The organism is Streptomyces sp. NPDC086766, assembly GCF_044746005.1.
In the GTDB taxonomy this organism is placed as follows: Bacteria; Actinomycetota; Actinomycetes; order Streptomycetales; family Streptomycetaceae; genus Streptomyces.
In genome coordinates this window covers 542,371-569,243 of record NZ_JBIVBI010000001.1, presented here as the reverse complement: position 1 = coordinate 569,243, position 26,873 = coordinate 542,371, and the positions used below count along the sequence as shown (strand labels likewise).

Genomic DNA, 26,873 nt, shown 5'->3' with positions numbered 1-26,873 from the left:
CATGTCCATGCGGTCCGCGCGGTTCGGACGGACCGGGTGGTCCGCGGCGCCCGCGCAGTCCCCTACGGATGTGCCGGCCCGCGCGCTCATGCCTTCACCAGTCCCTGCCGGGCCGCGCCGCCGAGCGCCAGGTAGACGTCCTCCAGGCTGGGCGTGGCGAGCGTGAAGTCGTCCAGGGCGGCGAAGGCGGCGCCGCCGGTGACCGTGGCGACGGCCGCGCGGGCCTCCTCGGGCGCGAGCCGCAGCGTCCAGCGCCGGCCCGCCTCCACGGCCCGCTCGCGCAGCGCGGCCACCTCGGCCACCTCCACAGGTGCCCGGTCCCGCCAGACCAGTTCGACCCGGACCTCGCCGGAGACCCGCGCCTTCAGCCCGGCCGGGGTGTCGCAGGCGATGACCCGGCCCCGGTCGAGCACGGCGACCCGGTCGAGGACGGTCTCGGCCTCGATGACGTTGTGGGTGACCAGCAGGACCGTCGTGCCGTGTTCGGCGCGCCTGCTGTCCACGGCGGACCACACCGCGCGCCGGGCCACCGGGTCCATGCCGGTGGTGGGCTCGTCGAGCACGAGCAGCGGCCGCTCGCCGACGAGTGCGGCGGCGAAGCAGGCGAGCCGGCGCTGACCGCCGGAGAGCTTCTTCAAGGGCCGTCCGGCGATCGGGCCGAGGCCCAGCTCGTCGAGGACGGCGTCCCGCTCGGCGCGCGCCCGCCGGGCGTCCAGGCCGCGCAGCCGCCCGGTGGTCTCGGCGGCGAGCGAGACGGTCAGCTCGTCCAGGGCGGTGGACTCCTGCCCGAGGTAGGCGAGGATCCGGGCGGCCCGTTCGGGGTGCGCCACGATGTCGTGGCCGAGGATCTCGACGCCGCCGCGGTCCGGCCGCAGCAGCCCGGTGAGCTGCCGTACGAGGGTGGACTTGCCGGCGCCGTTCGGCCCGAGCAGCCCGAAGATCTCCCCGCGCCGGACGTCGAGGTCGATCCCGTCGCAGGCCAGCACCTCGGGCGCGGCGGGGACGCCGCGCCGGCCGCGCACCGCGGGATAGGTCTTGGTCAGTCCGCGCACCGCGCACACCACGCCGTCCCGGTGCCGAAGTGCCTGTGTCGCGCGCGTACTCACAAAGGACGAGGGTACGGGGTCCGGGGCCTTTACTCGTCCTTGGGGCGACCCGCCGGGACGCCGTCCCCCGCGGGGGCGTGCTCCGTCCCGGTGCGCACGTCGATCTCCCGCCAGAACCCGGCCCGGATGGCGTAACGGTCGTGCTCGTCGATCTGGTCGTCCTTGTGGGCCAGCAGCCCGAACCGGGCGGCGTACCGCAGCAGCTCCCCGTCGATGCGGTGCGGGACCCGCGGGTACATCGACGACAGCTTCTGCAGGTGGGTCCCGTCGCCCAGCCGCTCCACCCACCGCCGCGCGAAGACCTGCCCGACCTCGAAGGGGTCGCCGCCGACGGTCGTGATGTCCTCCTCGCGGTCCGCCCAGCGCTGCTCGGCCGTCGTCAGCTGCGCCAGCGTCGGCATGGAGGCGGCCTCGGCGGGCTCGGCGGCCACCCCGGGGCGGTCCACCCAGCCCCGGTCGGACGACCAGCGCAGGGTCGCCGTGGTGGGGTGGTTGACGGGCTGGTTCCCGGGGGCGCGCAGGGCGGCGAGGTCCTTGGGGGTGGGGACGCCCTTGGGGCTCGGCATCCGTTCCTCGGTGCCGTTGCGCCCGGCGGCCGCGGCCGGGTGCGGGCGCTGCTCGCCGGGGCGCTCCGCCGCGGCGAGCGCGGACTCGGGCAGCGGCGCGGAGAGGATCGCGGCGATCTCGGGGCGGGGCGCGGGCGGCGGGGCGCAGACGCCGGTCAGTTCCTTGGCCCGTACGGCCTTGGTGATCCAGGTGCGGTCCAGCACGCGCCGCTCGTCGGCCTCGGCGACCAGGTCCTCGGACTGGTTGTAGTCGCCGTCGGCGGCCTGGACGGCCCACAGGTGGACGGCGACGCCGTGCTCCTTGGCGGCCATCATGCCGGGCAGCAGATCCCCGTCGCCGGTGACGAGGACGACGTCGGAGCAGGCCCGGTTGCGGGCCAGCTCGGTCAGTTCGGCGTGCATGGCGGCGTCCACGCCCTTCTGCGCCCAGCGGCCGTCGCTGCGGGTCAGCGCGCCCAGCCGAACGGTGACGCGGGGCATCACCCGGAGCCTGCGGTGCTCGGGCTGCGGCACGCGGTCGGGGGCGCCGTCGAACCAGTAGATGCGCAGCAGGGGCCGCTCGGTGTCGGATTCGGCCTGCTCGCGCAGTCCCTGGACGAGGGCGGTGTGGTCGACGCTGATGCGGGACCGCGACGGCTCCCCGGCGAGGAGACTGGCGGCGGCCCCCAGCAGATACCCGGCGTCCACCAGGACGATGCAGCGGTCCACGCGATCCACCCTCTTTCCGGGAGGTTTGCTTCGGGCTTGCTTCGAGTCTGCCCGACGGCGCCGGGGTTAACGGCCCGAACTCGATCTTCGGCGTGGCGTTTCCGGGCCCGGTGTCCCGACCACCCCTGTCACATACGGTAATTATCCGACATGCGTTCATTGTCGGCCTATGTGAATCTGGTCCCGGCCCTGGCCCCTAGATCCCCCACAGGAGGCTGATCACCATGGCCAAGAACAGGAAGCAGGACCGCAGCCGGCAGAAGGCCTCGGTGGCCGCGAACGGCCCCCAGGAGACCGAGCGGTCCGTGATGGAGTCCCAGCCCGAGCACCACGCCCCACAGCTGACTCCCACTGATATGGCCCGCAAGGGCAGGCAGAAGCGCTTCGGCCACAACTGAGCCCGGCGCTCTGTCCGTTGAGCATCCACGAGGGGCGTGCCCGCGCGCAGGCACGCCCCTTGTGCACGGCGGCCGCCCCGCCGGCCGGGGTCAGCCGGCCAGGCAGGACGGGCCGAGCAGGACCTTGAGGTCGCCGAAGAGCGCGGGGTCCGGCTTCACCCGGTGCCGGTCCAGGCGGAGCACCGTCGTCTTGCGCGGGCCCTGGAGCTTGATGCGGACCTCGCTGTCGCCCTTGTGGTGGCTGAGGATCTCGCCGAGGCGGCTGACCATGGGCGGGGTGACCCGGGTGGCCGGGATGGTGAGGATCACCGGCGCGTTGGTGCCCGCGTTGGAGAGGTCGGGGACCATCAGCTCCATCGCGACCAGGCGGGGCACGTCCTCACGCTTGTCCAGGCGGCCCTTGACGAACACCACGGCGTCCTCGACGAGTTGCGTGGACACCAGCTGGTAGGTGGCCGGGAAGAACATGCACTCGATGGAGCCGGCGAGGTCCTCGACGGTGGCGATGGCCCAGGCGTTGCCCTGCTTGGTCATCTTGCGCTGCAGGCCGGAGATGATGCCGCCGATGGTGACGACCGCGCCGTCCGCGTGCTCGCCGCCGGTGAGCTGGGCGATGCCCGCGTCCGCCTTGTCGGACAGGACGTGCTCCAGGCCGAAGAGCGGGTGGTCGGAGACGTAGAGGCCGAGCATCTCCCGCTCCTGGGCGAGCAGGTAGGTCTTGTCCCACTCCTCCTCGCCGAAGACGACGTCGAGGCCGAAGCCGGGCTCGCTGCTCTGCTCCTCGCCCATGCCGCCGAAGAGGTCGAACTGGCCCTCCGCCTCCTTGCGCTTGACCGCGACCACGTTGTCGATCATCGGCTCGTACTGCGCCGTCAGGCCCTTGCGGGTGTGGCCCATGGTGTCGAAGGCGCCCGCCTTGATCAGCGACTCCGTGGTGCGCTTGTTGCAGACGACCGCCTCGACCTTGTCGAGGTAGTCCGGGAAGGAGGTGTACTTCCCCTTGGCCTTGCGGCACTTGATGATCGACTCGACGACGTTGGTGCCGACGTTGCGCACGGCGGAGAGGCCGAAGAGGATCACGTCGTCGCCCTGGGCGGCGAAGTTCGACTGCGACTCGTTCACGTTCGGCGGGAGGACCCGGATGCCCATGCGGCGGCACTCGTTGAGGTAGACCGCCGACTTGTCCTTGTCGTCCTTCACCGAGGTCAGCAGCGCGGCCATGTACTCGGCCGGGTGGTTCGCCTTCAGGTAGGCGGTCCAGTACGACACCAGGCCGTACGCGGCGGAGTGGGCCTTGTTGAAGGCGTAGCCGGCGAAGGGGACCAGCACGTCCCACAGGGCCTGGATGGCCTCGTCGCTGTAGCCCTTCTTGCGGGCTCCCTCCTGGAAGAGGACGAAGTTCTTCGCCAGTTCCTCGGGCTTCTTCTTGCCCATGACGCGGCGGAGGATGTCGGCCTCGCCGAGCGAGTACCCGGCGATGATCTGGGCGGCCTTCTGCACCTGCTCCTGGTAGACGATCAGGCCGTAGGTGACCGCCAGGACCTCTTCGAGGGGCTCCTCCAGCTCCTTGTGGATCGGGGTGATCTCCTGGAGCTTGTTCTTGCGCAGCGCGTAGTTGGTGTGCGAGTCCATGCCCATGGGGCCCGGACGGTAGAGCGCGGAGACGGCGGAGATGTCCTCGAAGTTGTCGGGCTTCATCAGCCGCAGCAGCGAGCGCATGGGGCCGCCGTCGAACTGGAAGACGCCCAGGGTGTCGCCGCGCTGGAGCAGTTCGAAGGTCGTGGGGTCGTCCAGCGGGAGGCTGAGGAGATCGATGTCGATCCCCTTGTTGGACTTCACCATCTTGACGGCGTCGTCCATGATCGTCAGGTTGCGCAGGCCGAGGAAGTCCATCTTCAGCAGGCCGAGCGACTCGCAGCTCGGGTAGTCCCACTGGGTGATGGTCACGCCGTCGGTGTGCCGGACCCAGACGGGCACGTGCTCGGTGATGGTCTCGCTGGACATGATCACGCCGGCGGCGTGCACGCCCATCTGCCGGACCAGGCCCTCGACGCCCTTGGCGGTGTCGATGACCTTCTTCACGTCCGGCTCGTTCTCGTACATCCCGCGGATCTCGCCCGCCTCGCTGTAGCGCGGGTGCGAAGGGTCGGTGATGCCGTTGAGGTCGATGCCCTTGCCGAGGACGTCGGCGGGCATCGCCTTGGTCAGCCGGTCGCCCATGGCGTACGGGTAGCCCAGCACGCGCGCGGAGTCCTTGATCGCGTTCTTGGCCTTGATCTTGCCGTACGTGCCGATCATGGCGACCTTGTCGGCGCCGTACTTCTCCGTCACGTACCTGATGACCTCGACGCGCCGGCGCTCGTCGAAGTCGATGTCGACGTCGGGCATGGAGACGCGCTCGGGGTTGAGGAACCGCTCGAAGATCAGGCCGTGCGGGATCGGGTCGAGGTCGGTGATGCCCATGGCGTACGCCACGATCGAGCCGGCCGCGGAACCTCGGCCGGGGCCCACCGCGATGCCGTTGTTCTTCGCCCACATGATGAAGTCGGCGACGACGAGGAAGTACCCCGGGAACCCCATCTGGATGATGACGTCCATCTCGTACTCGGCCTGCTTCTGGCGGTCCTCGGGGATGCCGCCGGGGAAGCGGCGCTCCATGCCGCGGCGGACCTCCTCCTTGAACCAGGTGACCTCGGTGTAGCCCTCGGGGATGTCGAACTTCGGCATGAGGTTCTTCGCCTCGAACATGCCGGTGGTGTCGACCATCTCGGCCACGAGGAGCGTGTTGGCGCAGCCCTCCTGCCAGGCGTCCGAGGAGTCGATGGCGTACATCTCGTCCGTGGACTTCAGGTAGTAGCCGGTGCCGTCGAACTTGAAGCGGTCGGGGTCGGAGAGGTTCTTGCCGGTCTGGATGCACAGCAGGGCGTCGTGGGCGGTCGCCTCGTGCGCGTACGTGTAGTGCGAGTCGTTGGTGACCAGCGGGGGGATGCCGAGCTTCCTGCCGATCTCCAGGAGGCCGTCGCGGACCCGGTGCTCGATGTCGATGCCGTGGTCCATCAGCTCCAGGAAGTAGCGGTCCTTGCCGAAGATGTCCTGGTAGTCGGCGGCCGCCTTGAGCGCCTCGTCGAAATGGCCGAGGCGCAGCCGGGTCTGGACCTCGCCCGAGGGGCAGCCGGTGGAGGCCACGATCCCCTCGGACCACTGGGCGATGGTCTCCTTGTCCATCCGGGGCCACTTCTGCAGCCAGCCCTCGGCGTACGCGTCGGAGGAGAGCCGGAAGAGGTTGTGCAGGCCGGTCCTGTTCACCGCCCACATCGTCTTGTGGGTGTAACCGCCGGAACCGGAGACGTCGTCCCGCTTCTGGTGCGGCTGGCCCCAGAGGATCTTGCGCTTGTTGCGCCGGGACTCGGGGGCGACGTACGCCTCGATGCCGATGATCGGGGTGACTCCGGCCTTCTTCGCGGAGTGGAAGAAGTCGTACGCCCCGTGGAGGTTGCCGTGGTCGGACATGGCGATGTGCGTCATGCCCATCTCGTTGCACGCGTCGAACATGTCCTTGAGCCGCGCGGCACCGTCCAGCAGCGAGTACTGGGTGTGGACGTGCAGGTGCGTGAACGGCGGCTTTGACACGGTTGCGGCCTCCAAGGCGAACAGTTGTCTACAGACTGCGGACAGTCCGGGGGACAGCGTCGAAGTCTATGCCCCGGCACTGACACTCGGCGGGCATCCACGCGTACCTTCGAGCGAGGAGCACGCGGGCACTCCCCCGCCCCGCCGGACGTTGGCGTAGGGGAAGATCCGCGGAGGATCCGTCCCACACGTCACGCACCACCCGTACCAGGAGGCACCCAGCGATGTCGGTCCCCCAGCTCAGCGACGAGCAGCGCGGCGAGGAGATCCTCGCCGTCTTCGACACCGCCTTCGGCGAGCTCCTGGCCGCCGACCCGGCCGCGTTCCGCGTGAAGTTCCGGAAGATGGCGGCCTCGGCCTTCGCGTTCTACCGCGGCACGGCCGGCCTCTTCTACCACGACCTGGACGCCGAGAAGCGCGGCGGCCCGTACCTGGACGAGCGCACCTCGCGCGTGTGGATCCACGGCGACCTGCACGCGGAGAACTTCGGCACGTACATGGACTCCAACGGCCGCCTGGTCTTCAACGTCAACGACTTCGACGAGGCGTACGTGGGCCCCTTCACCTGGGACCTGAAGCGCTTCGCCGCCTCGGTGGCCCTGATCGGCTACGCCAAGGCGCTCAGCGACGAGCAGATCACCGAGCTGGTCACCGTCTACGCCACCGCCTACCGCGAGCGCGTGCACGCCCTGGCGACCGGCGCCAAGAGCGACGAGGTGCCGCCCTTCACCCTGGACACCGCCCAGGGCCCCCTCCTGGACGCGCTGCGCGACGCGCGGTCGCTCACCCGCTTCGGGCTGCTGGACTCGATGAGCGAGATCCGCGACTTCGAGCGCCGCTTCGCGCCCGGCGGCGGCTCCATCGAGCTGGACGCCGCCACCCGCTACAAGGTGCTCGCGGCCTTCGACGGCTACCTGGAGACGCTGCCGGAGACGTCCCTGGCCCGCCCGGACTCCTACCGGGTGAAGGACGTCGTGGGCCGCCGCGGCATCGGCATCGGCTCGGCTGGCCTGCCGTCGTACAACATCCTCCTGGAGGGCCACAGCGACGCCCTGGAGAACGACGTCGTGATCTACATCAAGCAGGCCCAGACCCCGGCCGTCTCCCGGCACATCACGGACCCGGCGATCCGCGACTACTTCCAGCACGAGGGCCACCGCACGGTGATCTCCCAGCGCGCCCTCCAGGCGCACGCCGACCCCTGGCTGGGCTGGACCGAGCTGGACGGCGCGGGCCAGCTGGTCGCGGAGGTCTCGCCGTACGCCGTCGACCTGGACTGGGGCGACATCGACGACCCGGAGGAGATCGCGCAGGTGGTCGCCGACCTGGGCCGGGCCACGGCGACGATGCACGCGGCGGCGGACGACCAGTCCGGGGAGTCGCTGGTGCCGTTCTCCACCGAGCGGGCGATCGACGCGGCCATCGCGGCCGACGAGGAGGGCTTCGCGCCCCTGCTCGTGGACTTCGCGCACGACTACGGCGCACGCGCGCGCGGCGACCACCAGATCTTCCTGGACCTCTTCCGCAACGGCCGCATTCCGGGTCTGTGACGGTAGGGCCGCGCGCGGGGCGTCTTTAAGGCTCCCTTACCGCGGCACGTGACACACTCTTCTGCGGAATGGACATATCAGGGACCCACCTCAGAGCCGTACGCGCGGCGCTGTTCACGGCCGTCGTCGTGACGCTCAGCACCGCGTCCCACGTGCTGCTGTCCCGGGTCCCGCTGCCGCTGAACACGGTGGCCGCCGTCGCGGTCGCCGTGTTCGTGCTCGCGTACGCCCTGGCGGGCCGCGAGCGCGGCTTCGGGCGGATCGCCGCGCTGCTGATCCCGCTGGAGCTGGCGGCCGACACCGTCTTCACCACCGGCCAGCACGTCTGCTACGGACCCGTGGGCGGCCCGGTGGCCGGCCCGCTGCGCTCCGTCGGCGTCGACCTGCTGTGCGGCGGCGGCCCGGGCGTGGGTGCGCCCCTGGCTCCCCTGGCCGGCGCCGGACCCGACCGGCTCGCCACCCTGCTCGCCCACGCCGACCCGGCCACCGCCTGGCTTCTGCTCGCCGCGCACACCGGCGTCGGACTGCTCGCGGCCGCGTGGCTGCGCCGCGGCGAGCGGGCGCTCGCCCAGCTGCTGCGCGCGGTGGCCGCCACGGCCGCCACGACGGTCCGGCCGCTGCGGCTCGCCGCCGCCGCGGTGACCGTCCGCCCCGCCCCGTCCGCGCCGCGCCCGGCGCGTCCCGCGGCGCGGCCCGCCGTCCTGCGCACCCGCTTCCTGGTACGCGCCCTGGGACGGCGCGGACCGCCGTGCTCGGCCGCCCTCGTCTGAGCGGCACCACCCGCCGGCCGGGCCCGGGCGGCACCCCGCGCGGGGCCGGCCCGGACGGCCGCCCCTGAGCACGACCAGTCCCCCGCACGTACCCAGCGCACAGAGAGCTGCGCGTCCCACAGGAGAACACCACCATGAGCCAGCGGAACAGTCAGGCGGCGAAGTCGGCGGCCCGGGAGCGGCTGCGCGCCGAGCGCGAGCGCGACGCCAAGCGCGCCAAGGCCAAGCGGCAGGCCGTCGTGGCCGTCTCGGTCGTCGCCGTGCTGGCGGCGGCGGGCGGCATAGGCTACGCCGTCGTCCAGGCCAACAAGCCCGGCCACTGGGAGGCCGTGAAGGACGAGAAGGTCGTCGCCCCGGCCAACACCACCGGGACCGACGGCACGACGGTGGTCATCGGCAAGAGCACCGCCAAGAAGACCCTGAAGGTCTACGAGGACCCGCGTTGCCCGATCTGCGCTCAGTTCGAGCAGACCGTCGGCGCGACGGTGAAGAAGGACATCGACGATGGCAAGTACAAGGTCGAGTACATCGGCGGCACGTTCCTCGACGGCGACGCGCTCAGCAAGGGCACGATCGGCTCGCGCGGCGAGGGCTCCAAGAACGCGATGAGCGCCATGGGCGCCGCGCTGAACGTCGGCACCGACGCCTTCCTCGACTACAAGGCCGCGCTGTACTCAGCGAAGTGGCACCCCGAGGAGACGCAGGACAAGTTCAAGAGCGACGACTACCTCATCCAGGTCGCGAACACCGTCCCCGCGCTGAAGAACAACGCCAAGTTCCAGTCGGCGGTGAAGAACGGCACCTACGACGCCTGGGCACTGGCGATGTCGAAGACCTTCGACACCAACAAGGACCGTGTGACGGGCACCCCGAGCTTCGTCATGGACGGCAAGATCCTGACCACGCCCGGCACCCAGAACCCGCCGATGTCGGTGGCCGACTTCAACAAGGCGGTGGACGCGGCCCTCAAGGGCTGACCCCTCCGGTAAGCCGTCCCCGCGCTGAAGGGCGGGCGAACATTTGGCCGTTCGCCCGCCCTTCGCACGTACTGATCAGTAATCTGATCGGCCGTGACCAGTCGATACAGATCAGCTCCTGACGCCGGCTCGCGATCCGAGCGCGTCAACTCTCTTTCCCCGCGCCGCCGTACGGTCGTCAAGGCCGCGGCGGCCACTGCTGTCCTGGCCGGGCCGCTCGCCGCCGCGCTGCCCGCCCGCGCCGCCACCGAGGCACCCGCGTTCCTGCACGGGGTGGCCTCCGGGGACCCGCTGCCGGACGGCATCCTGCTGTGGACCCGCGTGACGCCCACCGCCGAGGCGACACCCGGCTCAGGGGCCGGCCCGGACACCGAGGTGAGCTGGGTGGTGGCCCGGGACAAGGCGTTCACCAGCGTCGTCGCCCGGGGCTCGACCACCGCGACGGCCGCCTCCGACCACACGGTCAAGGCCGACATCCGGGGACTCGCGCCGGCCACCGACTACTGGTTCCGCTTCTCGGCCGGCGGCACCGACTCACCGGTGGCGCGCACCCGCACCGCGCCGGCGGCGGACGCGGCCGTGCCGGGCCTGCGCTTCGGCGTGGTCTCCTGCGCCAACTGGGAGGCCGGCTACTTCGCCGCCTACCGCCACCTCGCGGCCAGGAACGACCTGGACGCCTGGCTGCACCTCGGCGACTACATCTACGAGTACAAGTCCGGCGAGTACGGGACCCGGGGCACGGTCGTCCGGCCGCACTCCCCCGCGAACGAGATCCTCACCCTCGCCGACTACCGCACCCGGCACGCCAGGTACAAGACCGACCCCGATCTGCAGGCCCTGCACCACAAGGCGCCGGTCGTCGCCATCTGGGACGACCACGAGTTCGCCGACAACGCCTGGTCGGGCGGCGCGGTCAACCACACCGAGGGCGCCGAGGGCACCTGGAGCGCGCGCCAGGCGGCCGCCAAACAGGCCTACTTCGAGTGGATGCCGGTCCGCCCGGCGCTCGCGGGCACCACCTACCGGCGGCTGCGCTTCGGCAGGCTCGCCGACCTCTCCCTGCTCGACCTGCGCTCCTTCCGCTCGCAGCAGGCGTCCGCGGGCAGCGGCTCGGTCGACGACCCGGACCGCACGCTCACCGGGCGCGCCCAGCTCGACTGGCTGAAGGCCGGGCTGAAGGCGTCCGACACCACCTGGCGGCTGGTCGGCAACTCGGTGATGATCTCGCCGTTCGTCGTCGGCTCCCTCTCCGCGGACCTGCTCAAGCCGCTCGCCAAGCTGCTCGGGCTGCCGCAGGAGGGCCTCGCCGTCAACACCGACCAGTGGGACGGCTACACCGACGACCGCCGCGAGCTGCTGGCGCACCTGCGGGGGAACGCCATCCGCAACACGGTGTTCCTGACCGGCGACATCCACATGGCCTGGGCGAACGACGTCCCGGTGGACGCCGGCACGTATCCGCTGTCCGCGTCGGCGGCCACGGAGTTCGTGGTCACCTCGGTGACCTCCGACAACCTCGACGACATCGTCAAGGTGCCCGAGGGCACCGTCTCGGCGGTCGCCGCCCCGGTGATCCGCGCCGCCAACCGCCACGTGCACTGGGTCGACACCGACCGCCACGGCTACGGCGTCCTGGACATCACCGCCGACCGCGCGCAGATGGACTACTACGTCCTGTCCGACCGCACCAGCCCGAACGCCACCTCCGCCTGGACCCGCTCCTACCGCACCCGCAACGGCACGCAGAAGGTCGAACGCACCTACGACCCGGTGTAGCCGCGGTCGCGCCTACAGCGTGTCGAGGAAGCCGAGTGCCACCCGCCAGGTGGCCTCGGCGGCCTCCTCGTCGTAGTCCGGGAGGTCGGGGTCGGTGTAGAGGTGGCCGGCCCCGGCGTACCGGTAGACCTCCACGTCGGCGCCGGCCCGGCGCATCTGGAGGTACCAGGCGCTCAGCCAGTCGTCCGTCTCGAACGGGTCCGGTTCGGCCACGTGCAGCTGGACGGGCAGCTCGTCCACCGACGCACCGGGCGCGATGTCCGACGTGCCGTGCAGGAGCAGCAGGCCGCGGGCCTTGTCGTCGCCGAGCGCGAGGGTCTGCGCGATGGAGGCGCCGAGCGAGAACCCGGCGTAGACCAGGCCCCGGTCCGAGTAGGGCACCGCGGCGAGGACGGCCCGCTTGAGCAGTTCGTCCTTGCCGATCTCGTCCTTGTACGCCATGCCCTCCTCGACCGTGTCGAACGTCCGGCCCTCGAAGAGGTCCGGGGTCCACACCTCGTGCCCGGCGGCGCGCAGCCGCTCCGCGGCCCGGCGCACGGCGGGTCCGAGTCCGAAGGTCGAGTGGAAGAGCATGATGTTCATGAGGCCATGGTGCCAGCCGGGTGCGGCGCGCCCCACCACGGCCGCCGGGGCCCGCGCCGCAGGTCCGCGCCGGTGCCGCGGGTCCGCGCCGGAAGGTCCGCGCCGGGAGATGCGCAGATCCGCAGCCGGAGATCCTTACCGGGAGATCCGTACCGGGAGATCCGTACCGGGAGATCCGTACCGGGAGATCCGTACCGGGAGATCCTCGCCACACCGCCGGGCGCCCTACCCGCGATCGCCGCGAAGACACATGTTCATGTTCCGCCGTCGCCGGTTAGGTTCGCAGGCATGGAGAACGTACTCCGCCCGCTGATCGTCGTCGGCGGCTCAGTCGTCCTCACGCTGGTCGTCGGCTGGGCCACGGACCTTCTGCTGCGCAAGGCCGATGCACGGCACCACGAGACACCCTTGTGGGGCCTGCTGCGCCGTGCCCGCGTGCCCTACCAGCTCGTGCTGTGCTCGGCGCTGCTGAGAGGCTCCTACGACGAGGCGAAGCTGCTGGAGGCCCACCGGGTCGGCATCGGCCGGACGCTGTCCCTGGTACTGATCGGGTCCGCGTCCTGGCTGGTCATCCGTATCGCGGCGGCGGTGGTCGAGACGTCGTACTCGCGCTACGCCCGGATGCACCGGGACCCCGCCCGGGTGCGCCGGGTGCGCACGCAGGTCGAGCTGATCATGCGCGTGGTCTCGGCGATCGTCATCGTGGTGGCCATCGCCTCCATGCTGCTGACGTTCCCCGCGATGCGCGCGGCCGGTGCCTCGCTGCTGGCCTCGGCCGGCATCCTCGGCATCGTCGCCGGTGTCGCCGCGCAGTCCACCCTGAGCAACATGTTCGCGGGACTGCAGATCGCGTTCGGCGACATGGTGCGCATCGGCGACACCGTCGTCGTGGACGGCGAGTGGGGCACGGTCGAGGAGATCACCCTGACCTTCCTGACCGTGCGGACCTGGGACGAGCGCCGGATCACCATGCCGGTGTCGTACTTCACCTCCAAGCCGTTCGAGAACTGGTCCCGCGGCACCCCGCAGATGACCGGCACCGTCTTCTGGCAGCTCGACCACAGCGCGCCCGTCGAGGCGATGCGCGAGCGGCTGCGCGACATCCTGCGCCAGTGCCCGGCCTGGGACGGCCGCGCCTACGGCCTGGTGGTGACGGACTCGACGCCGAACACCATCGAGGTGCGGGCGCTGGTGACCGCCAAGGACGCGGACGACATCTGGACGGTGCGGGTGGCGGTGCGCGAGGAGATGGTGCGCTGGCTGTACGAGGAGCACCCCTACGCGCTGCCCCGCGTCAACACGGCGGGGGCGGTGCCGCCCCCGGGCCGTGCCGACGGTTACCGCGAGACCCACGACTGCGCGCTCTGGCGCAGCTTCGAGAAGCCCGCCGCAGGGGGCCGCGGCCGGGGCTGAACGGCTGGGCGCCCGGAGCCGCCCGCCGTGGCCTCAGTGGCCGCGCTCGGCGCCGCCGTTGACCTGGATGATCTGCGAGGTGATGTGGCCGGCGGCCGGCGAGGCCAGCCAGTGCAGCGTGGCGGCCACGTCCCCGGGCGTCCCGGCGCGGCCGTTCGAGGTCTCCGCGATGCGCTGGGCGCGCCGCTCCTCCGGCATCCCGTCCCCGAAGAAGTCGGTGTCCTCGATGTACCCGGGCGCGACCGCGTTCACGGTGACGCCGCGCGGTCCGAGCTGCCGGGCCAGGTCGTGGACGTAGGGGTGCAGGGCGGCCTTGGCGGCCGCGTAGGCACCGCTCCCGGAACCCCGGTAGGCGGCGATCGAGCTGAGGAACAGCACCCGGCCGCCGGGTTCGGCGAGGCGGTCCTTGAGCGCCTCGGTGAGCAGGACGGCGGTCAGGGTGTTGAGCCGGAAGTTGACCAGCCAGTCGTCGGCGAGGAGTTCGAGCGGGTCGTCGCGCTCGACCCTGGGTTCGAGCTGCCCGGAGCCGCCCGCGCTGTGGATCAGCACGTCCACCGCGCCCAGCTCGTCGGCCACGAACCGGGCGACCCTGCGCGCCCCCGCCACCTCACCCACGTCGGCGGCGCAGGTCAGGGCGCCGGGCACGCCCGCCTTCTCCAGCACCTCGGCCCGCCGCCCGAGAAGCAGCACCTGGTCCCCGTCGGCCGCGAAGGCCCGCGCCGCGGCGAGCCCGATTCCCGTACCGCCACCACTGATCACGACGTTGCGAGTCATGATCCGAGCCTACAAAGGGGGACCGCGGGCGGCGGGCGAACGCGCGTATCGACCCGGCTGCCGGTCACCGCAGACTGCGTACGTCCAGGTGGCGCAGCACCCGGTCCACGATCTCCGGGTCGGCCCCCGCCTCGCTGCGCGCCGCCAGCACCTCGTGCCGGGCCGCGCTCAGCATCTCGTTCTGGATCCGGCGCGTCTGTTTCAGCCGCCGCACCCGGTGCTCGTGCGCCTCCCGGCGCTCGTCGTCGCCGATGTCCGGGCTGATGCGCACCCCGATCTCGAAGGCCCGCCGCAGCATCTGCTCCGCCAGGTCCTCCGGCAGCTCCTCGACCTGCTCGATCTCCCGCAGCCGCCGTTTGGCGGCCTTCGCCGCCCGCACCGCGAGCTGCTTCTCGAACGCCCCCTCGCGCTCCGTGTCGGCCTGCACCCCCAGCCGCCGCACCAGCCACGGCAGGGTCAGTCCCTGCAGCACCAGCGTGGCCATGATCACGCCGAAGGCGATGAAGACGATCTCGTCACGGTCCGGGAAGGGCGCCCCGCTGTCCGTGGTCAGCGGGATCGCCAGCGCGAGCGCCACCGAGGCCACCCCGCGCATCCCCGCCCACCACATCACGACGGTCTCCCGCCAGCTCAGCGGGATCTCCTCGTCGTAGTCGCGCAGCGCGTGCAGCCGCTTGGTGAGCCAGGTCGCCGGGAGCAGCCACAGCAGGCGTACGAGCACCACCACCGCGACGACCGCGGCCGACCAGCCGAGCAGCTCGCCCCACCGGCCGCTCGCCGTCCGGACGGCGTTGTGCAGTTCGAGGCCGACCAGGCCGAAGGCGACTCCGGTGACGAGGGTGTCGACGACGTTCCACACCGTGTGCCCGGTCAGCCGGGTCATCACGTCGTCGGCGTGGGTGGCGTACTCGGCCAGGAACAGCGCCGTGGTGAGCACGGCCAGGACGCCGGAGCCGTGCAGTTCCTCGGCCAGCACGTAGGAGGCGTACGGCACGAGCAGGGTCAGGCCGATCTGCAGGGTGGGGTCCTCCAGCAGGTCCATCAGCCGGTTGGTGCCCCAGCCGAGGGCCAGTCCCACGACGACCGCGACGACCGCCGACAGGACCAGGTCGAGACCGGCCCGCCACGGGGAGAACTCCCCGCTGATCGCGGCGGCGATCGCGACGTGGTAGAGCACGATGGCCGTGACGTCGTTGAACAGCCCCTCGCCCTCGAGGATCGACACCAGGCGGCGCGGCAGCCCGAGCCGCCCGGCGACCGCGGTCGCCGCCACCGGGTCGGGCGGGGCGACCAGCGCGCCGAGCGCCACCGCGGCGGCGACCGGGAGGCCGGGAACGATGGCCTGGGCGACGGCGGCGACGCACAGGGTGGTGACGAACACCAGTGCCACCGCGAGCAGGAAGATCGGCCGTTTGTTGGCGGTGAACTGGCGCCATGAGGTCCGGCGGACGGCGGCGTACAGCAGCGGCGGCAGCAGCGCGGGCAGGATCAGGTCCGGCGGGATGTTCACGTTCGGCACGAAGTCGGGCAGCGCGAGGGCCACCCCGAGCAGGGCCATCAGCACGGGGGACGGCACCCCGAGACGGTCGGCGACGGGGACACTCACCACGGCCCCGAGCAACAGCACGAACAGCAGGGCCAACTGATCCACGGCCGGCGCTCCGTTGGTGGTTCCAGATCCTTCACACAGCAGACCTCAAGCCTGCCACGTACCTGTTCCCACCTGCGCTTCGGCGACACCGAGCGCTTCGGCGAGGCGACACCGGCCGATGGGGCGGGCCGGAGGGGGCGGACCGGAGGGAGGGGGCTAGAGCGAGCGCCGCATCGCGCGGTGCGGGATGCCCGCGTCCGGGAACTCGGGGCCGTACGCCACGTAGCCGAGACGCTCGTAGAAGCCGAGCGCGTGGGTCTGCGCGTGCAGGTCCACCGCGGTCAGCCCCCGCGCGCGTGCCGCGTCCTCGACGGCCCGGACCAGGGCCGCGCCGACGCCCAGCCCGCGGGCCTCCCGGGCCACCGCGAGCCGCCCCAGCGACCCCACCGACGGCTCGCCGCCGGTCTTCACGGCGGCCGCCTCGCCGTACAGCAGCCGCCCGGTGCCGAGCGGCAGCCCGTCGTCCCGGACGGCGAGGACGTGCAGCGCCACGGCGTCGTACGCGTCGTACTCGATCTCCTCGGCGACGCCCTGCTCGGCCACGAAGACCTGCTTGCGCACCGCGAAGCACGCCTCGCGGTCGGCCGGGTCCTCGGCGACACGGACGCCGTACGGGGCGGCCGGGCTCATCCGTACGTCTCCTCGCGGACCTGGTCCAGGGCCTTCTGCAGGTCCGCGGGGTAGTCGCTGGCGAACTCCACCCATTCGCCGTCGCCGGGGTGCTCGAAGCCGAGCCGGACCGCGTGCAGCCACTGGCGGGTCAGGTGCAGCCGCTTGGCGAGCGTCGGGTCGGCACCGTAGGTCAGGTCACCGACGCACGGGTGGCGGTGGGCGGCCATGTGGACGCGGATCTGGTGGGTGCGCCCGGTCTCCAGCTTCACGTCGAGGAGGGAGGCGGCGCGGAAGGCCTCGATCAGGTCGTAGTGGGTCACCGAGGGCTTGCCGTCGGCCGTGACCGCCCACTTGTAGTCGTGCTGGGGGTGGCGGCCGATGGGCGCGTCGATGGTGCCGCTGGTCGGGTCGGGGTGGCCCTGGACGAGCGTGTGGTAGCGCTTGTCGACCGTGCGCTCCTTGAATTGGCGCTTGAGCGAGGTGTACGCGCGCTCCGACTTGGCGACCACCATCAGGCCGGAGGTGCCGACGTCGAGGCGGTGCACGATGCCCTGCCGCTCGGCGGCGCCGGAGGTGGAGATGCGGTAGCCGGCCGCGGCCAGCCCGCCGATCACCGTCGGGCCGCTCCAGCCGGGCGACGGGTGCGCGGCCACGCCCACCGGCTTGACGATCACGACCACGTCCTCGTCGTCGTGCACGATCTCCATGCCCTCGACCGGCTCGGCGACCACCTGCACCGGCGCGGGCGCCTGCGGCATCTCGACCTCGAGCCAGGCGCCGCCGCTCACCCGCTCGGACTTGCCGACCACCGTGCCGTCGACCAGCACCTTGCCCGCGGCGGCCAGCTCCGCCGCCTTCGTACGGGAGAAGCCGAACATGCGGGAGATGGCGGCGTCGACGCGCTCGCCCTCCAGGCCGTCGGGCACGGGCAGGGTACGGATCTCGGGAATCGTGCTCACCCGTCGAGTATGCCGGACGGCACCGGCAGCCCTGGCCCCGGTCCGGGGAGCCCGCCCGTCCCCGGCGGCGGGGTCCGCCGGCTCAGTCCTTGTGCACGCTGCCGTCCGGGTCCAGGCCCCGGAAGGACAGCAGCACGATCAGGATGCCGCCGCAGACGATCGCCGAGTCGGCGAGGTTGAAGACGGCGAAGTGCTTGGGGGCGATGAAGTCGACGACCGCGCCCTCGAAGACGCCGGGCGCCCGGAAGATCCGGTCGGTGAGGTTGCCCAGCGCCCCGCCGAGCAGCAGGCCGAGCGCGATCGCCCAGGGCAGGCTGTAGAGCTTGCGGGCGAGCCGGGCGATCACCACGATCACCGCGGCCGCGATCACCGTGAAGATCACGGTGAAGGCCTCGCCGAAGCCGAACGCCGCGCCCGCGTTGCGGATCGCCTCCAGCTTGAGCCAGTCGCCGACGATCTGGATCGACGCGTGGTGCTCCAGCCTGGCGACCACGATCATCTTGCTGATCAGGTCGAGGGCGTACGCGAAGGCCGCGACCGCGAACAGGACGGCGATCCGCCGCCTGCCCCGGGGCCGCTCGGCCGCGGCCGCCCCGTCGCCGTCCGCTGGGGTGGCTCCGGCCGCCGCCGTGCCCTCCGCGCCGGACTTACCGGCCGGGGCCTGTGCCCCCTCGGCACCGGACCGCCCGCCCGGCGCCGCGTCCCCGCCGGGGCGTTCCTGCCCGGCCCGAGCCGCGTCCGGGGTGTCCGGCGTACCGATGATGCGCTCCGCCTCTGCCACGTGAGTCCCTCAACCTAGGTACCTGACTGGGACGAGAGTACGGCACACCTCCCCCGCCGCATGTGCTCAGGCGGCCTCCGGCGGGGCCGATCGGCGCCGCGGCGGCCCGGACGGCGTCCTCACGGCGCCCGGGGCCGCTGGCCCGCCCGCGCGCGGCCGGGCCGGTCAGTAGCGGCGCTCCTGCTTCTGCTTGCACTCCACGCACAGGGTGGCCCGCGGGAAGGCCTGCATACGGGCCTTGCCGATCGCGTTGCCGCAGTTCTCGCACAGGCCGTACGTGCCCGCGTCGAGGCGGTCCAGGGCGCGCTCGGTCTGGAGGAGCATCTCGCGGGCGTTGGCGGTGAGCGCCATCTCGTGCTCGCGGGCGATGTTCTTGGTGCCGGTGTCGGCCTGGTCGTCGCCCGCCCCGTCCCCGGAGTCCCGCATCAGGCCCGCCAGGGACGCCTCGGAGGAGCTGATCTCGGAACTCAGCCGCTCCATCTCGGACTGCAGCTCCGCACGGGCCTCCTCGACCTCCTCCGGGGTCCAGGGGTCCTCGCCCGGGCGCACCGCGAGGTCGCCGGGCTCCACCGCGCCGGCCCGTGCCTTGGGAACGGCGGTCTGCGCCGTCGTGGCCGTGCCAGGAGTCTTCTTCGCAACCACCGTCGTCGCTCCCGTCTGCTGCGCGGTCTGGGCCGCGCCCGCCTTCTCGGCCGTCTTCCCGGCCGCGCTCTTCTTGGTCGTGCCCTTGGCCGTGCTGGTCCTGCTCGTGCCCGTCCCGGTCGCGCTCGTCCTGGTCGCGCTCCTGGCCGTGCCCGTCCTGGTCTCGCCCTTGCCTGCGGCGCCCGTGGCGGCCGCGCTCTTCTCGGCCGCGGCCTTCTTCGCCGTGGTCCTCTTCGCGGCCTTGCCCGCGGGGGCTTTCTCCGGCGCCGCCTTCCTCGCCGAGGTCTTCGCCGCCGTGGCCTTCTCGGCCGCCGTCCTCTCGGCCGCAGTCTTCCCGGCCGCCGTCTTCCCGGCGGCCTTCTTCGCCGCGCTCTTCGCCGTCGACCCCGCGGGCGCCCTCTTCGCCGTCGTCCCCAAAGGCGCCTTCTTCGCCTCGGTCCTCTTCGTCCCGGTCTTCTTCGTCCCGGTCCTCTTCGCGCCGGCCGTGGTCACCTCGGCCTTCTTCGTCCCGGTCTTCTCCCCCTCGGACGCCTGGACCGTCCGCGGCGTCCTCGCCGCATCGGATGCCTTCCCCGCGCCCGCCTTGCCGGTGGCCGCCGTCCTGTCCGTGGCCGCCGGATCCCGCGTCGTCCTCGTCGTGGCCGCCTTCTTCATGGCCGCCTCCTTCGCGACCGCGCCTCCGGACGCGGCCGTCTTCCCACGCGCCGCACCGCTCCCGCCCGGCCGCGTGGCCGTGTCGGCGGCCACGGCGCCGGTGCGGACGGCGGCCGCCCGCACCGCCTTCCGCGGTCTCGCCAGCTCCGCGGTCTCGGCCGCACCGCCACCGTGACCACGGGCGGTCTTCTTCCCGCGAACGTCCTTGGCCGCGCCGCCGGAGGCACCCGTGGACATGCCGGACGCCGACTGCTCGGCGGTCTTCTTCGCCACCATGGCCGCGGCCCCTTCACATATTGTGATCTTGCGCGCGAATCGTGCTGGGACGATAAATCGACTCGAGTCCCGCGGCAACGGGGCACGCCGCCCGATTCGCCCGCCTCGCGCGCACCGCCCGGGCGGCATGCCACCGTTGTGCCCAGCTGTCCGCCCGGTAATCCGACCGGCCACATGCCCCGCGATCCGAACCGGCGCACCGCGCCATTCGGGTCAGTGCCCGCCCCGCCGGACCGCGGGACACGGCCCGGGAAAACCGGTCGGCCGCCGTCCCCGGAGCGCCGTACACTGGGCGCAGCGAGAAGCGTGGATGGGGACGAGTAGCGGCGTACGCAGCCCAGAGCGACCCGGGGACGGTGGGAGCCCGGGGGCGAGCGCGACGTGAAGATCACCCCGGAGCCGCCGGAGGAACGCCCCAGCGAAGGCGGGGGCCAGTAGAACCGGCATCGCGATCCCAATGAGGGGGCTCGTTGGTGCGGAGGGCGCACCGGGGAGCCAAGGAGGGTGGTACCGCGGGAGCGCGCCGCACACGGCGCAGGCAGCAAGCAGGCTCTCGTCCCTCCGACGGAAGGCAGAAAGTCCGTTGGAGGAAGCTCGCTGATGACAGCGCCGACGTACCGCCAGGTGCCCGCCCAGGTCGACCTGCCCGCGCTCGAGCACGCCGTGCTCGACTTCTGGCGCGAGCAGAAGATCTTCGCCAAGACCCTGGAACAGTCCGAGGGCCGGCCCGAATGGGTGTTCTACGAGGGCCCGCCCACCGCGAACGGGATGCCCGGCGCCCACCACATCGAGGCGCGCGTCTTCAAGGACGTCTTCCCCCGCTTCCGCACCATGCGGGGCTACCACGTGGCGCGGAAGGCAGGCTGGGACTGCCACGGCCTCCCGGTGGAGCTGGCGGTCGAGAAGGAGCTCGGCTTCAGCGGCAAGCAGGACATCGAGGCCTACGGCATCGCCGAGTTCAACGCCAGGTGCCGCGAGTCGGTGACCCGGCACACGGACGCCTTCGCCGAGCTGACCACCCGCATGGGCTACTGGGTCGACCTGGACGACGCCTACCGGACCATGGACCCGGAGTACGTCGAGTCGGTCTGGTGGTCGCTGAAGGAGATCTTCGGCAAGGGCCTGCTGGTGCAGGACCACCGCGTCGCCCCCTGGTGCCCGCGCTGCGGCACGGGCCTGTCGGACCACGAGCTGGCGCAGGGCTACGAGACGGTCGTCGACCCGTCGGTCTACGTCCGCTTCCCGCTCACCTCCGGTCCGCTCGCGGGCGAGGCCGCGCTCCTGGTGTGGACGACGACCCCCTGGACGCTGGTCTCCAACACCGCGGTCGCCGCGCACCCCGAGGTGACCTACGTCGTCGCGACCGACGGCGAGGAGAAGCTCGTCGTGGCGGAGCCGCTCGTCGGCAAGGCGCTCGGCGAGGGCTGGGAGCCGACCGGCCAGACCTTCACCGGCGCCGAGATGGAGCGCTGGACCTACCGGCGCCCCTTCGAGCTGGTGGAGTTCACGGAGCCCGCGCACTACGTGGTCAACGCCGAGTACGTCACCACCGAGGACGGCACGGGTCTGGTCCACCAGTCCCCCGCCTTCGGTGAGGACGACCTCCGGGTCTGCCGCTCCTACGGCCTGCCCGTGGTCAACCCGGTCCGCCCCGACGGCACCTTCGAGGAGGACGTCCCGCTGGTCGGCGGCGTCTTCTTCAAGAAGGCGGACGAAAGGCTCACCGAGGACCTCCAGACCCGCGGCCTGCTCTTCCGGCACCTGCCCTACGAGCACAGCTACCCGCACTGCTGGCGCTGCCACACCGCGCTGCTGTACTACGCGCAGCCGTCCTGGTACATCCGCACCACGGCGATCAAGGACCGCCTGCTCCAGGAGAACGAGAAGACCAACTGGTTCCCGGACACGGTCAAGCACGGCCGCTACGGCGACTGGCTGAACAACAACATCGACTGGGCGCTCTCCCGCAACCGCTACTGGGGCACCCCGCTGCCGATCTGGCGCTGCGAGGACGACCACCTCACCGTCGTGGGCTCCCGCGCGGAGCTGACCGAGCTGACCGGCACCGACCAGTCGGCCCTCGACCCGCACCGCCCGTACATCGACGAGGTGACCTTCGCCTGCCCGCAGTGCGCGAAGACCGCCACGCGCGTGCCGGAGGTCATCGACGCCTGGTACGACTCGGGTTCGATGCCGTTCGCGCAGTGGGGCTACCCGTACAAGAACAAGGAACTGTTCGAGTCCCGCTACCCGGCGCAGTTCATCAGCGAGGCCATCGACCAGACCCGCGGCTGGTTCTACACGCTGATGGCGGTCGGCACCCTGGTCTTCGACAAGTCCAGTTACGAGAACGTCGTGTGCCTCGGCCACATCCTCGCCGAGGACGGCCGCAAGATGTCCAAGCACCTCGGCAACATCCTCCAGCCGATCCCGCTCATGGACCAGCACGGCGCGGACGCGGTCCGCTGGTTCATGGCAGCCGGCGGCTCCCCGTGGGCGGCCCGCCGGGTCGGTCACGGCACCATCCAGGAGGTCGTCCGCAAGACGCTCCTCACCTACTGGAACACGGTGGCCTTCCAGGCGCTGTACGCCCGCACCTCCAACTGGGCGCCCAGCGCGGCCGATCCGGCCCCGGCCGACCGCCCGCTGCTCGACCGCTGGCTGCTGAGCGAGCTGCACGCGCTGACCGACCAGATGACCGGGGCGCTGGAGGCGTACGACACCCAGCGCGCCGGCAAGCTGCTGTCCGCCTTCGTCGACGACCTGTCGAACTGGTACGTGCGCCGCTCGCGCCGCCGCTTCTGGCAGGGCGACAAGGCCGCGCTGCGCACCCTGCACGAGGTGCTGGAGACGGTGACCCGGCTGATGGCGCCGATCACCCCCTTCATCACCGAGCGGGTCTGGCAGGACCTCGTCGTGCCGGTCACCCCGGGCGCCCCCGAGTCGGTGCACCTGACGTCCTGGCCGGAGGCGGACCTGACCGCCGTCGACCCGGAGCTGTCGCGGCAGATGATGCTGGTGCGCCGGCTCGTGGAGCTGGGCCGCGCCACCCGCGCGGAGTCGGGGGTGAAGACGCGTCAGCCGCTGTCCCGGGCACTGGTCGCGGCCGCGGGCTTCGAGTCCCTGGACAAGGAGCTGCACGCGCAGATCACCGAGGAGCTGAACGTGGCGTCGCTCGCCTCGCTGAGCGAGGTCGGCGGCTCTCTCGTGGACACCACCGCGAAGGCCAACTTCCGCACCCTGGGCAAGCGTTTCGGCAAGCGCGTCCAGGACGTGGCGAAGGCCGTCGCACAGGCGGACGCGGCGGCGCTGTCCCTGGCGCTGCGCGAGGGCACGGCGTCGGTCGAGGTCGACGGTGAGACGGTCGCCCTCGCACCGGACGAGGTGATCATCACGGAGACCCCGCGCGAGGGCTGGTCGGTGGCGTCCGACGCCGGCGCCACGGTCGCGCTGGACCTGGAGATCACGGAGGAGCTGCGCCGTGCGGGCCTGGCCCGGGACGCGATCCGGCTGATCCAGGAGGCGCGCAAGAACAGCGGCCTGGACGTCGCGGACCGCATCGCGCTCCGCTGGACCTCGACGGACCCGGCCGTGATGACGGCCCTGAGCGAGCACGCCGGCCTGATCGCCGAGGAGGTCCTCGCCACGGACTTCGCCCAGGGCGAGGCGGACGGCGGCTACGGTGAGCCCTTCACCGACGAGGGCCTGTCCCTGACCTTCCGCCTGCGCAAGGCGTAACGGTCGAACAAAGGCCTGGGGCACCGGAACCGACCGGTGCCCCAGGCCTTCGCGTTGTTCCGGGTCCTGTGGACTGCTTCTCCCGTCTCGGCCCGCCCGGCTCACGGCGGCGACGCCCGCCGCGCTACGCAGGGCGCACGGCACAGGACGTACGACGCAGGGCGCACGCCGCACTCAACGCGCGTAAAAAGGGCGGGGCCCCGGATACGTGATCCGGGGCCCCGCCCTGTGAACGCTGCCGACGCCTGGGGCGTACCACCAACTGTCAGTTGTCGTCCTCGTCGATGAGGAACCCGCGCATCGGCGAGGGAGCCTGCCCCATCGGGGAGGGGCCCTGCGGACGCACCGGCGCCATCGGCTGGGTCATCGCCGGGGACATCTGCTGCTGCCCTCCGTAGGACGGACCGGACGGGCCGGGCGCGCCGCCCATCGTCTGGTTGCCGCCACCGTACGACGGGGCGCTCGCGCCGGCCGGAGCCATCGAGGGCGCCGGGGACGGCGGCAGGGACGCGGTCGCCGGGGTGCGCGGCGGGGCCAGCGAGTCGTCGGCCTGGGTCTCCAGCTGGCGCAGCTGCGACTCCAGGTACGACTTCAGGCGGGTGCGGTACTCGCGCTCGAAGCCGCGCAGGTCCTCGACCTTGCGCTCCAGCGTGGCGCGGGCGGACTCCAGGGAGCCCATCGCGACGCGGTGCTTCTCCTGCGCGTCCCGCTCCAGCGCGTCGGCCTTGGCGCGCGCGTCACGCTCCAGACCCTCGGCACGGCTGCGGGCCTCGCCGACGATCTTGTTGGCCTCGGAACGCGCCTCGGCGATCGCCTGGTCGGCGGTCTGCTGGGCCAGCGACAGAACGCGCGCGGCGCTGTCGCCCCCGGGACCCTGACCCATCGGGCCGGGACCGCCCATGGGTCCGCCCATCGGGCCGGGACCCATCTGGCCCTGCATCGGGCCCTGGCCCATCGGACCCTGACCCATGGGGCCCTGACCCATGGGACCCTGACCCATGGGACCCTGACCCATGGGACCCTGACCCATCGGGCCCTGGCCCTGCGGACCCTGACCCTGACCGCTGGGGCCGGCGGGCAACTGCGGGGCACCGCTGGGCAGCTGGGGCGGGCCACCCATGGGGCCACCCATCTGCTGCTGCGGCGGGCCCGATATCCCGGCGGGGACCGGAGCGCCCGGACCGCGCATGCCCTGCTGCTGCGGATGCTGCTGCTGGTCCTCCGGAGGCTTGCGCATGTTCTGCTGGTTCTGGGCAGCAGCGCGCGTGGCCGCGGCCAGTTTGGCGCGCAGGTCCTCGTTCTCGCGGAGCAGGCGCGTCAGTTCGGCTTCGACCTCATCGAGGAAGGCATCGACCTCGTCCTCGTCATAGCCTTCTCGGAGGCGGACGGTCGTGAACTGCTTGTTCCGCACGTCCTCGGGGGTCAACGGCATCTCTTCACCTCAACGTAGTCGTCGGCGTTCGGCAAGACGGTAGTTCACATCGCTCACAGCCGGCTCACGACAGAGATCAGGATGTAGACGATGATCATCAGCACGAAGAAGGACAGGTCGAGCGCCACGCCCCCGAGACGCAGCGGCGGGATGACCCGCCGCAGAAGCTTGAGCGGTGGATCGGTGACAGTGTAGGTGGCCTCCAGAATGACCACCATCGCCTTGCCGGGTTGCCACGAGCGGGCGAACTGGAAGACGTAGTCCATGACCAACCGGAAGATGAGCACGATCAGGAAGCACATCAACGCGATGTAGATCACGTCCAGGAACACGCTCATGACTCGTGCTTCCCTCTCCCCTGTTCCCTGTGCCTGTCGGTCTGCGTCTTAGCTCTGGTTGAAGAACCCGCCCTCTGCGATACGGGCCTTGTCCTCCGCCGTGACATCGACGTTAGCAGGCGACAACAGAAACACCTTCTGCGTCACCCGTTCGATGCTGCCGTGAAGACCAAACACCAAACCGGCCGCAAAGTCGACAAGTCGCTTCGCGTCTGTGTCATCCATCTCAGTCAGATTCATGATCACCGGAGTGCCCTCACGGAAGTGTTCCCCGATGGTACGGGCCTCGTTGTAGGTCCGGGGGTGAAGCGTGGTGATCCGGTACGGCTCACGTTCCGACACGACCTTGGGCATGATCACCGGCGCGTTCTTCTCCAGGCTCTGACGTTCTTGTGTGATGGATGCCACGGGCGCGATGCGCGCCGGACGTGCCGATTCCGCCGGGAGCGAAGCGGCGTGGGCAACCGGGTCGCGCGGCGCCGGAGGCTGCACCGCTCGTACCGGTTCGTCCCTTTGTGGCTGATGTGTTACGTGCGGCTGGTGCGGCGGCTCGTGCCGCCGCCGGTCCCGCTCGGGCTCCGGATCCAGCTCGGGTTCGAAGTCGTCATCGGGGTCGAAACCCCGGCCGTCGTACCCATCGTCCTCCACGAGGCCGAGGTAGACCGCCATCTTGCGCATCGCGCCGGCCATGCTCTGAGTCCTCCGCTCTGTGGTGGATCATCGGCTGACGACTGCCAAGTCCCGCGATCCACGAGGTCTTTGCGCCGTCTTCGGCGGTATTGACCATATTTTCTGCTGTGGTCCGACTTCCTGGCGACGTTACCCGAGCCCGGGGCGGACTCCGAGTACCGCAGTGCCGACGCGCACATGTGTCGCCCCGGCGGCCACGGCTTCCTCGAGGTCCGCACTCATCCCTGCCGAGACCATGGTTGCAGCCGGATGGGCTCGGCGCAGGTCGGTCGACAAATCCATGAGCCGTTCGAAGGCCGCCCGTTGACGCCCCGCGTACTCGCCGGTGAGCGGGGCCACGGTCATCAGACCGTCGAGCCGCAGCCCCGGCGAACCGGCGACCAGATCGGCCAACTCCGCGACGCCGCCGGGGGCCACACCGCCGCGCTCCCCGCGCCCGCTCGCGTCCGCGTCCAGCGCGACCTGCAACAGGCACCCGACCTCGCGCCCCGCCCGCCCGGCCTCCTTGGACAGCGCCGTCACGAGCCGCGCCCGGTCGACGGACTGCACCACATCGGCATAACCGACCACGGATCGCACTTTATTGGTCTGAAGTTGACCGACGAAATGCCAAATGAGGGGCAGATCCCCACATTCGGCGGCCTTGGGGGCCGCCTCCTGGTCCCGGTTCTCGGCGACGTGACGCACACCGAGTTCCGACAGCATCCGCACATCCGACGCCGGATACGTCTTGGTGACCACGATGAGGGTCACCTCCTCGCGCGGCCGGCCCGCGGCCGCGCACGCGGCGGCGATGCGTTCCTCCACCTTCGCCAGGTTCGCGGCGATTTCGCCCTTACGGTCCGTCATG

The 26,873-nt window shown here is 71.5% G+C and carries 22 protein-coding genes; 8 read left to right on the top strand and 14 right to left on the bottom strand.

Translation table 11 applies throughout. The annotated features are described in order from the left end of the window. Positions 1–86 precede the first annotated feature (86 nt). Together ACIPM1_RS02540 and ACIPM1_RS02535 are read right to left on the bottom strand one after the other, a co-directional pair. Positions 87–1,061 carry an ABC transporter ATP-binding protein gene (locus tag ACIPM1_RS02540; RefSeq protein ID WP_402428171.1) on the bottom strand — a complete coding sequence of 325 codons (975 nt, stop codon included), beginning with the start codon at positions 1,059–1,061 and terminating at the stop codon, positions 87–89. Between the two features lie 74 nt (positions 1,062–1,135). Next, entirely contained in the window at positions 1,136–2,380 is a 1,245-nt protein-coding gene (locus tag ACIPM1_RS02535; protein ID WP_402427833.1) for an NYN domain-containing protein, read from the bottom strand. 224 nt (positions 2,381–2,604) lie between these two features. On the opposite strand from ACIPM1_RS02535, the gene ACIPM1_RS02530 reads away from it, so the two are divergent. Continuing rightward, positions 2,605–2,778 carry a hypothetical protein gene (locus tag ACIPM1_RS02530; protein ID WP_392194603.1) on the top strand — a complete coding sequence of 58 codons (174 nt, stop codon included), beginning with the start codon at positions 2,605–2,607 and terminating at the stop codon, positions 2,776–2,778. 90 nt (positions 2,779–2,868) lie between these two features. On the opposite strand, the gene dnaE is transcribed toward ACIPM1_RS02530, so the two are convergent. Then, positions 2,869–6,408, bottom strand: coding sequence for a DNA polymerase III subunit alpha (gene dnaE, locus ACIPM1_RS02525; protein WP_402427830.1), 3,540 nt, complete (start codon positions 6,406–6,408; stop codon positions 2,869–2,871). Between the two features lie 224 nt (positions 6,409–6,632). Here dnaE and ACIPM1_RS02520 point away from each other — a divergent pair, with 224 nt between their 5' ends. The 4 genes from ACIPM1_RS02520 to ACIPM1_RS02505 all read left to right on the top strand — a co-directional run bounded on the left by ACIPM1_RS02520 (position 6,633) and on the right by ACIPM1_RS02505 (position 11,481). Beyond that, on the top strand, positions 6,633–7,958 hold the full coding sequence (locus ACIPM1_RS02520; protein WP_392194601.1) for a DUF2252 domain-containing protein: 1,326 nt from the start codon (positions 6,633–6,635) through the stop codon (positions 7,956–7,958). A gap of 68 nt (positions 7,959–8,026) precedes the next feature. Then, positions 8,027–8,728, top strand: coding sequence for a hypothetical protein (locus ACIPM1_RS02515; RefSeq protein WP_402427827.1), 702 nt, complete (start codon positions 8,027–8,029; stop codon positions 8,726–8,728). A gap of 134 nt (positions 8,729–8,862) precedes the next feature. Next, complete coding sequence (locus ACIPM1_RS02510) at positions 8,863–9,705, top strand: thioredoxin domain-containing protein (protein ID WP_402427824.1); 843 nt, start codon at positions 8,863–8,865, stop codon at positions 9,703–9,705. Positions 9,706–9,798: 93 nt separating this feature from the next. Further along, the gene (locus tag ACIPM1_RS02505) at positions 9,799–11,481 is read left to right on the top strand and encodes an alkaline phosphatase D family protein (RefSeq protein ID WP_402427821.1); all 1,683 of its coding nucleotides are present in this window, start codon (positions 9,799–9,801) and stop codon (positions 11,479–11,481) included. A 12-nt stretch (positions 11,482–11,493) separates the two neighbouring features. Here ACIPM1_RS02505 and ACIPM1_RS02500 read toward each other — a convergent pair whose 3' ends face one another. Next, positions 11,494–12,063 (bottom strand): dienelactone hydrolase family protein, encoded by a 570-nt coding sequence (locus ACIPM1_RS02500; protein ID WP_402427818.1) that lies wholly within the window; start codon positions 12,061–12,063, stop codon positions 11,494–11,496. Positions 12,064–12,351: 288 nt separating this feature from the next. Here ACIPM1_RS02500 and ACIPM1_RS02495 point away from each other — a divergent pair, with 288 nt between their 5' ends. Further along, complete coding sequence (locus tag ACIPM1_RS02495) at positions 12,352–13,476, top strand: mechanosensitive ion channel family protein (RefSeq protein ID WP_402427815.1); 1,125 nt, start codon at positions 12,352–12,354, stop codon at positions 13,474–13,476. 33 nt (positions 13,477–13,509) lie between these two features. Here ACIPM1_RS02495 and ACIPM1_RS02490 read toward each other — a convergent pair whose 3' ends face one another. The 6 genes from ACIPM1_RS02490 to ACIPM1_RS02465 form a co-directional block, all read right to left on the bottom strand. Continuing rightward, complete coding sequence (locus ACIPM1_RS02490; RefSeq protein WP_402427812.1) at positions 13,510–14,250, bottom strand: SDR family NAD(P)-dependent oxidoreductase; 741 nt, start codon at positions 14,248–14,250, stop codon at positions 13,510–13,512. A gap of 64 nt (positions 14,251–14,314) precedes the next feature. After that, on the bottom strand, positions 14,315–15,901 hold the full coding sequence (locus ACIPM1_RS02485; RefSeq protein WP_402427809.1) for a Na+/H+ antiporter: 1,587 nt from the start codon (positions 15,899–15,901) through the stop codon (positions 14,315–14,317). Positions 15,902–16,057: 156 nt separating this feature from the next. Continuing rightward, entirely contained in the window at positions 16,058–16,531 is a 474-nt protein-coding gene (locus ACIPM1_RS02480) for a GNAT family N-acetyltransferase (protein WP_402427806.1), read from the bottom strand. Continuing rightward, a complete protein-coding gene (locus ACIPM1_RS02475) occupies positions 16,528–17,472 on the bottom strand; it encodes an RluA family pseudouridine synthase (RefSeq protein ID WP_402427803.1) in 945 nt (314 codons plus the stop codon). Before ACIPM1_RS02475 ends, ACIPM1_RS02480 begins: the two co-directional genes overlap by 4 nt. Positions 17,473–17,554: 82 nt before the next feature. Next, the gene (lspA, locus tag ACIPM1_RS02470; RefSeq protein ID WP_402427800.1) at positions 17,555–18,253 is read right to left on the bottom strand and encodes a signal peptidase II; all 699 of its coding nucleotides are present in this window, start codon (positions 18,251–18,253) and stop codon (positions 17,555–17,557) included. 165 nt (positions 18,254–18,418) lie between these two features. Next, positions 18,419–18,895, bottom strand: coding sequence for a TraR/DksA C4-type zinc finger protein (locus tag ACIPM1_RS02465; RefSeq protein WP_356187672.1), 477 nt, complete (start codon positions 18,893–18,895; stop codon positions 18,419–18,421). Between ACIPM1_RS02465 and ACIPM1_RS02460 the strand changes: the two genes are divergently transcribed. Both ACIPM1_RS02460 and ileS read left to right on the top strand, forming a co-directional pair. Continuing rightward, positions 18,870–19,724, top strand: a complete 855-nt coding sequence (locus tag ACIPM1_RS02460; RefSeq protein WP_402427798.1) for a hypothetical protein — start codon at positions 18,870–18,872, stop codon at positions 19,722–19,724. The two genes, ACIPM1_RS02465 and ACIPM1_RS02460, sit on opposite strands and share 26 nt — an antisense overlap. Positions 19,725–20,425: 701 nt before the next feature. Then, positions 20,426–23,563 carry an isoleucine--tRNA ligase gene (gene ileS, locus ACIPM1_RS02455; RefSeq protein WP_402427795.1) on the top strand — a complete coding sequence of 1,046 codons (3,138 nt, stop codon included), beginning with the start codon at positions 20,426–20,428 and terminating at the stop codon, positions 23,561–23,563. 265 nt (positions 23,564–23,828) lie between these two features. Here the strand turns inward: ileS and ACIPM1_RS02450 are convergent, their stop codons facing one another. The 4 genes from ACIPM1_RS02450 to ACIPM1_RS02435 all read right to left on the bottom strand — a co-directional run bounded on the left by ACIPM1_RS02450 (position 23,829) and on the right by ACIPM1_RS02435 (position 26,872). Then, a complete protein-coding gene (locus tag ACIPM1_RS02450; RefSeq protein ID WP_356187678.1) occupies positions 23,829–24,995 on the bottom strand; it encodes a DivIVA domain-containing protein in 1,167 nt (388 codons plus the stop codon). Positions 24,996–25,048: 53 nt separating this feature from the next. Beyond that, the gene (locus ACIPM1_RS02445) at positions 25,049–25,333 is read right to left on the bottom strand and encodes a YggT family protein (protein WP_356187680.1); all 285 of its coding nucleotides are present in this window, start codon (positions 25,331–25,333) and stop codon (positions 25,049–25,051) included. A gap of 48 nt (positions 25,334–25,381) precedes the next feature. After that, positions 25,382–26,023 (bottom strand): cell division protein SepF, encoded by a 642-nt coding sequence (sepF, locus tag ACIPM1_RS02440; protein WP_356187682.1) that lies wholly within the window; start codon positions 26,021–26,023, stop codon positions 25,382–25,384. A 129-nt stretch (positions 26,024–26,152) separates the two neighbouring features. Continuing rightward, positions 26,153–26,872: a YggS family pyridoxal phosphate-dependent enzyme gene (locus ACIPM1_RS02435; RefSeq protein WP_402427790.1), complete on the bottom strand. Its 720-nt coding sequence runs from the start codon at positions 26,870–26,872 to the stop codon at positions 26,153–26,155. Between the last annotated feature and the right edge of the window lies 1 nt (position 26,873).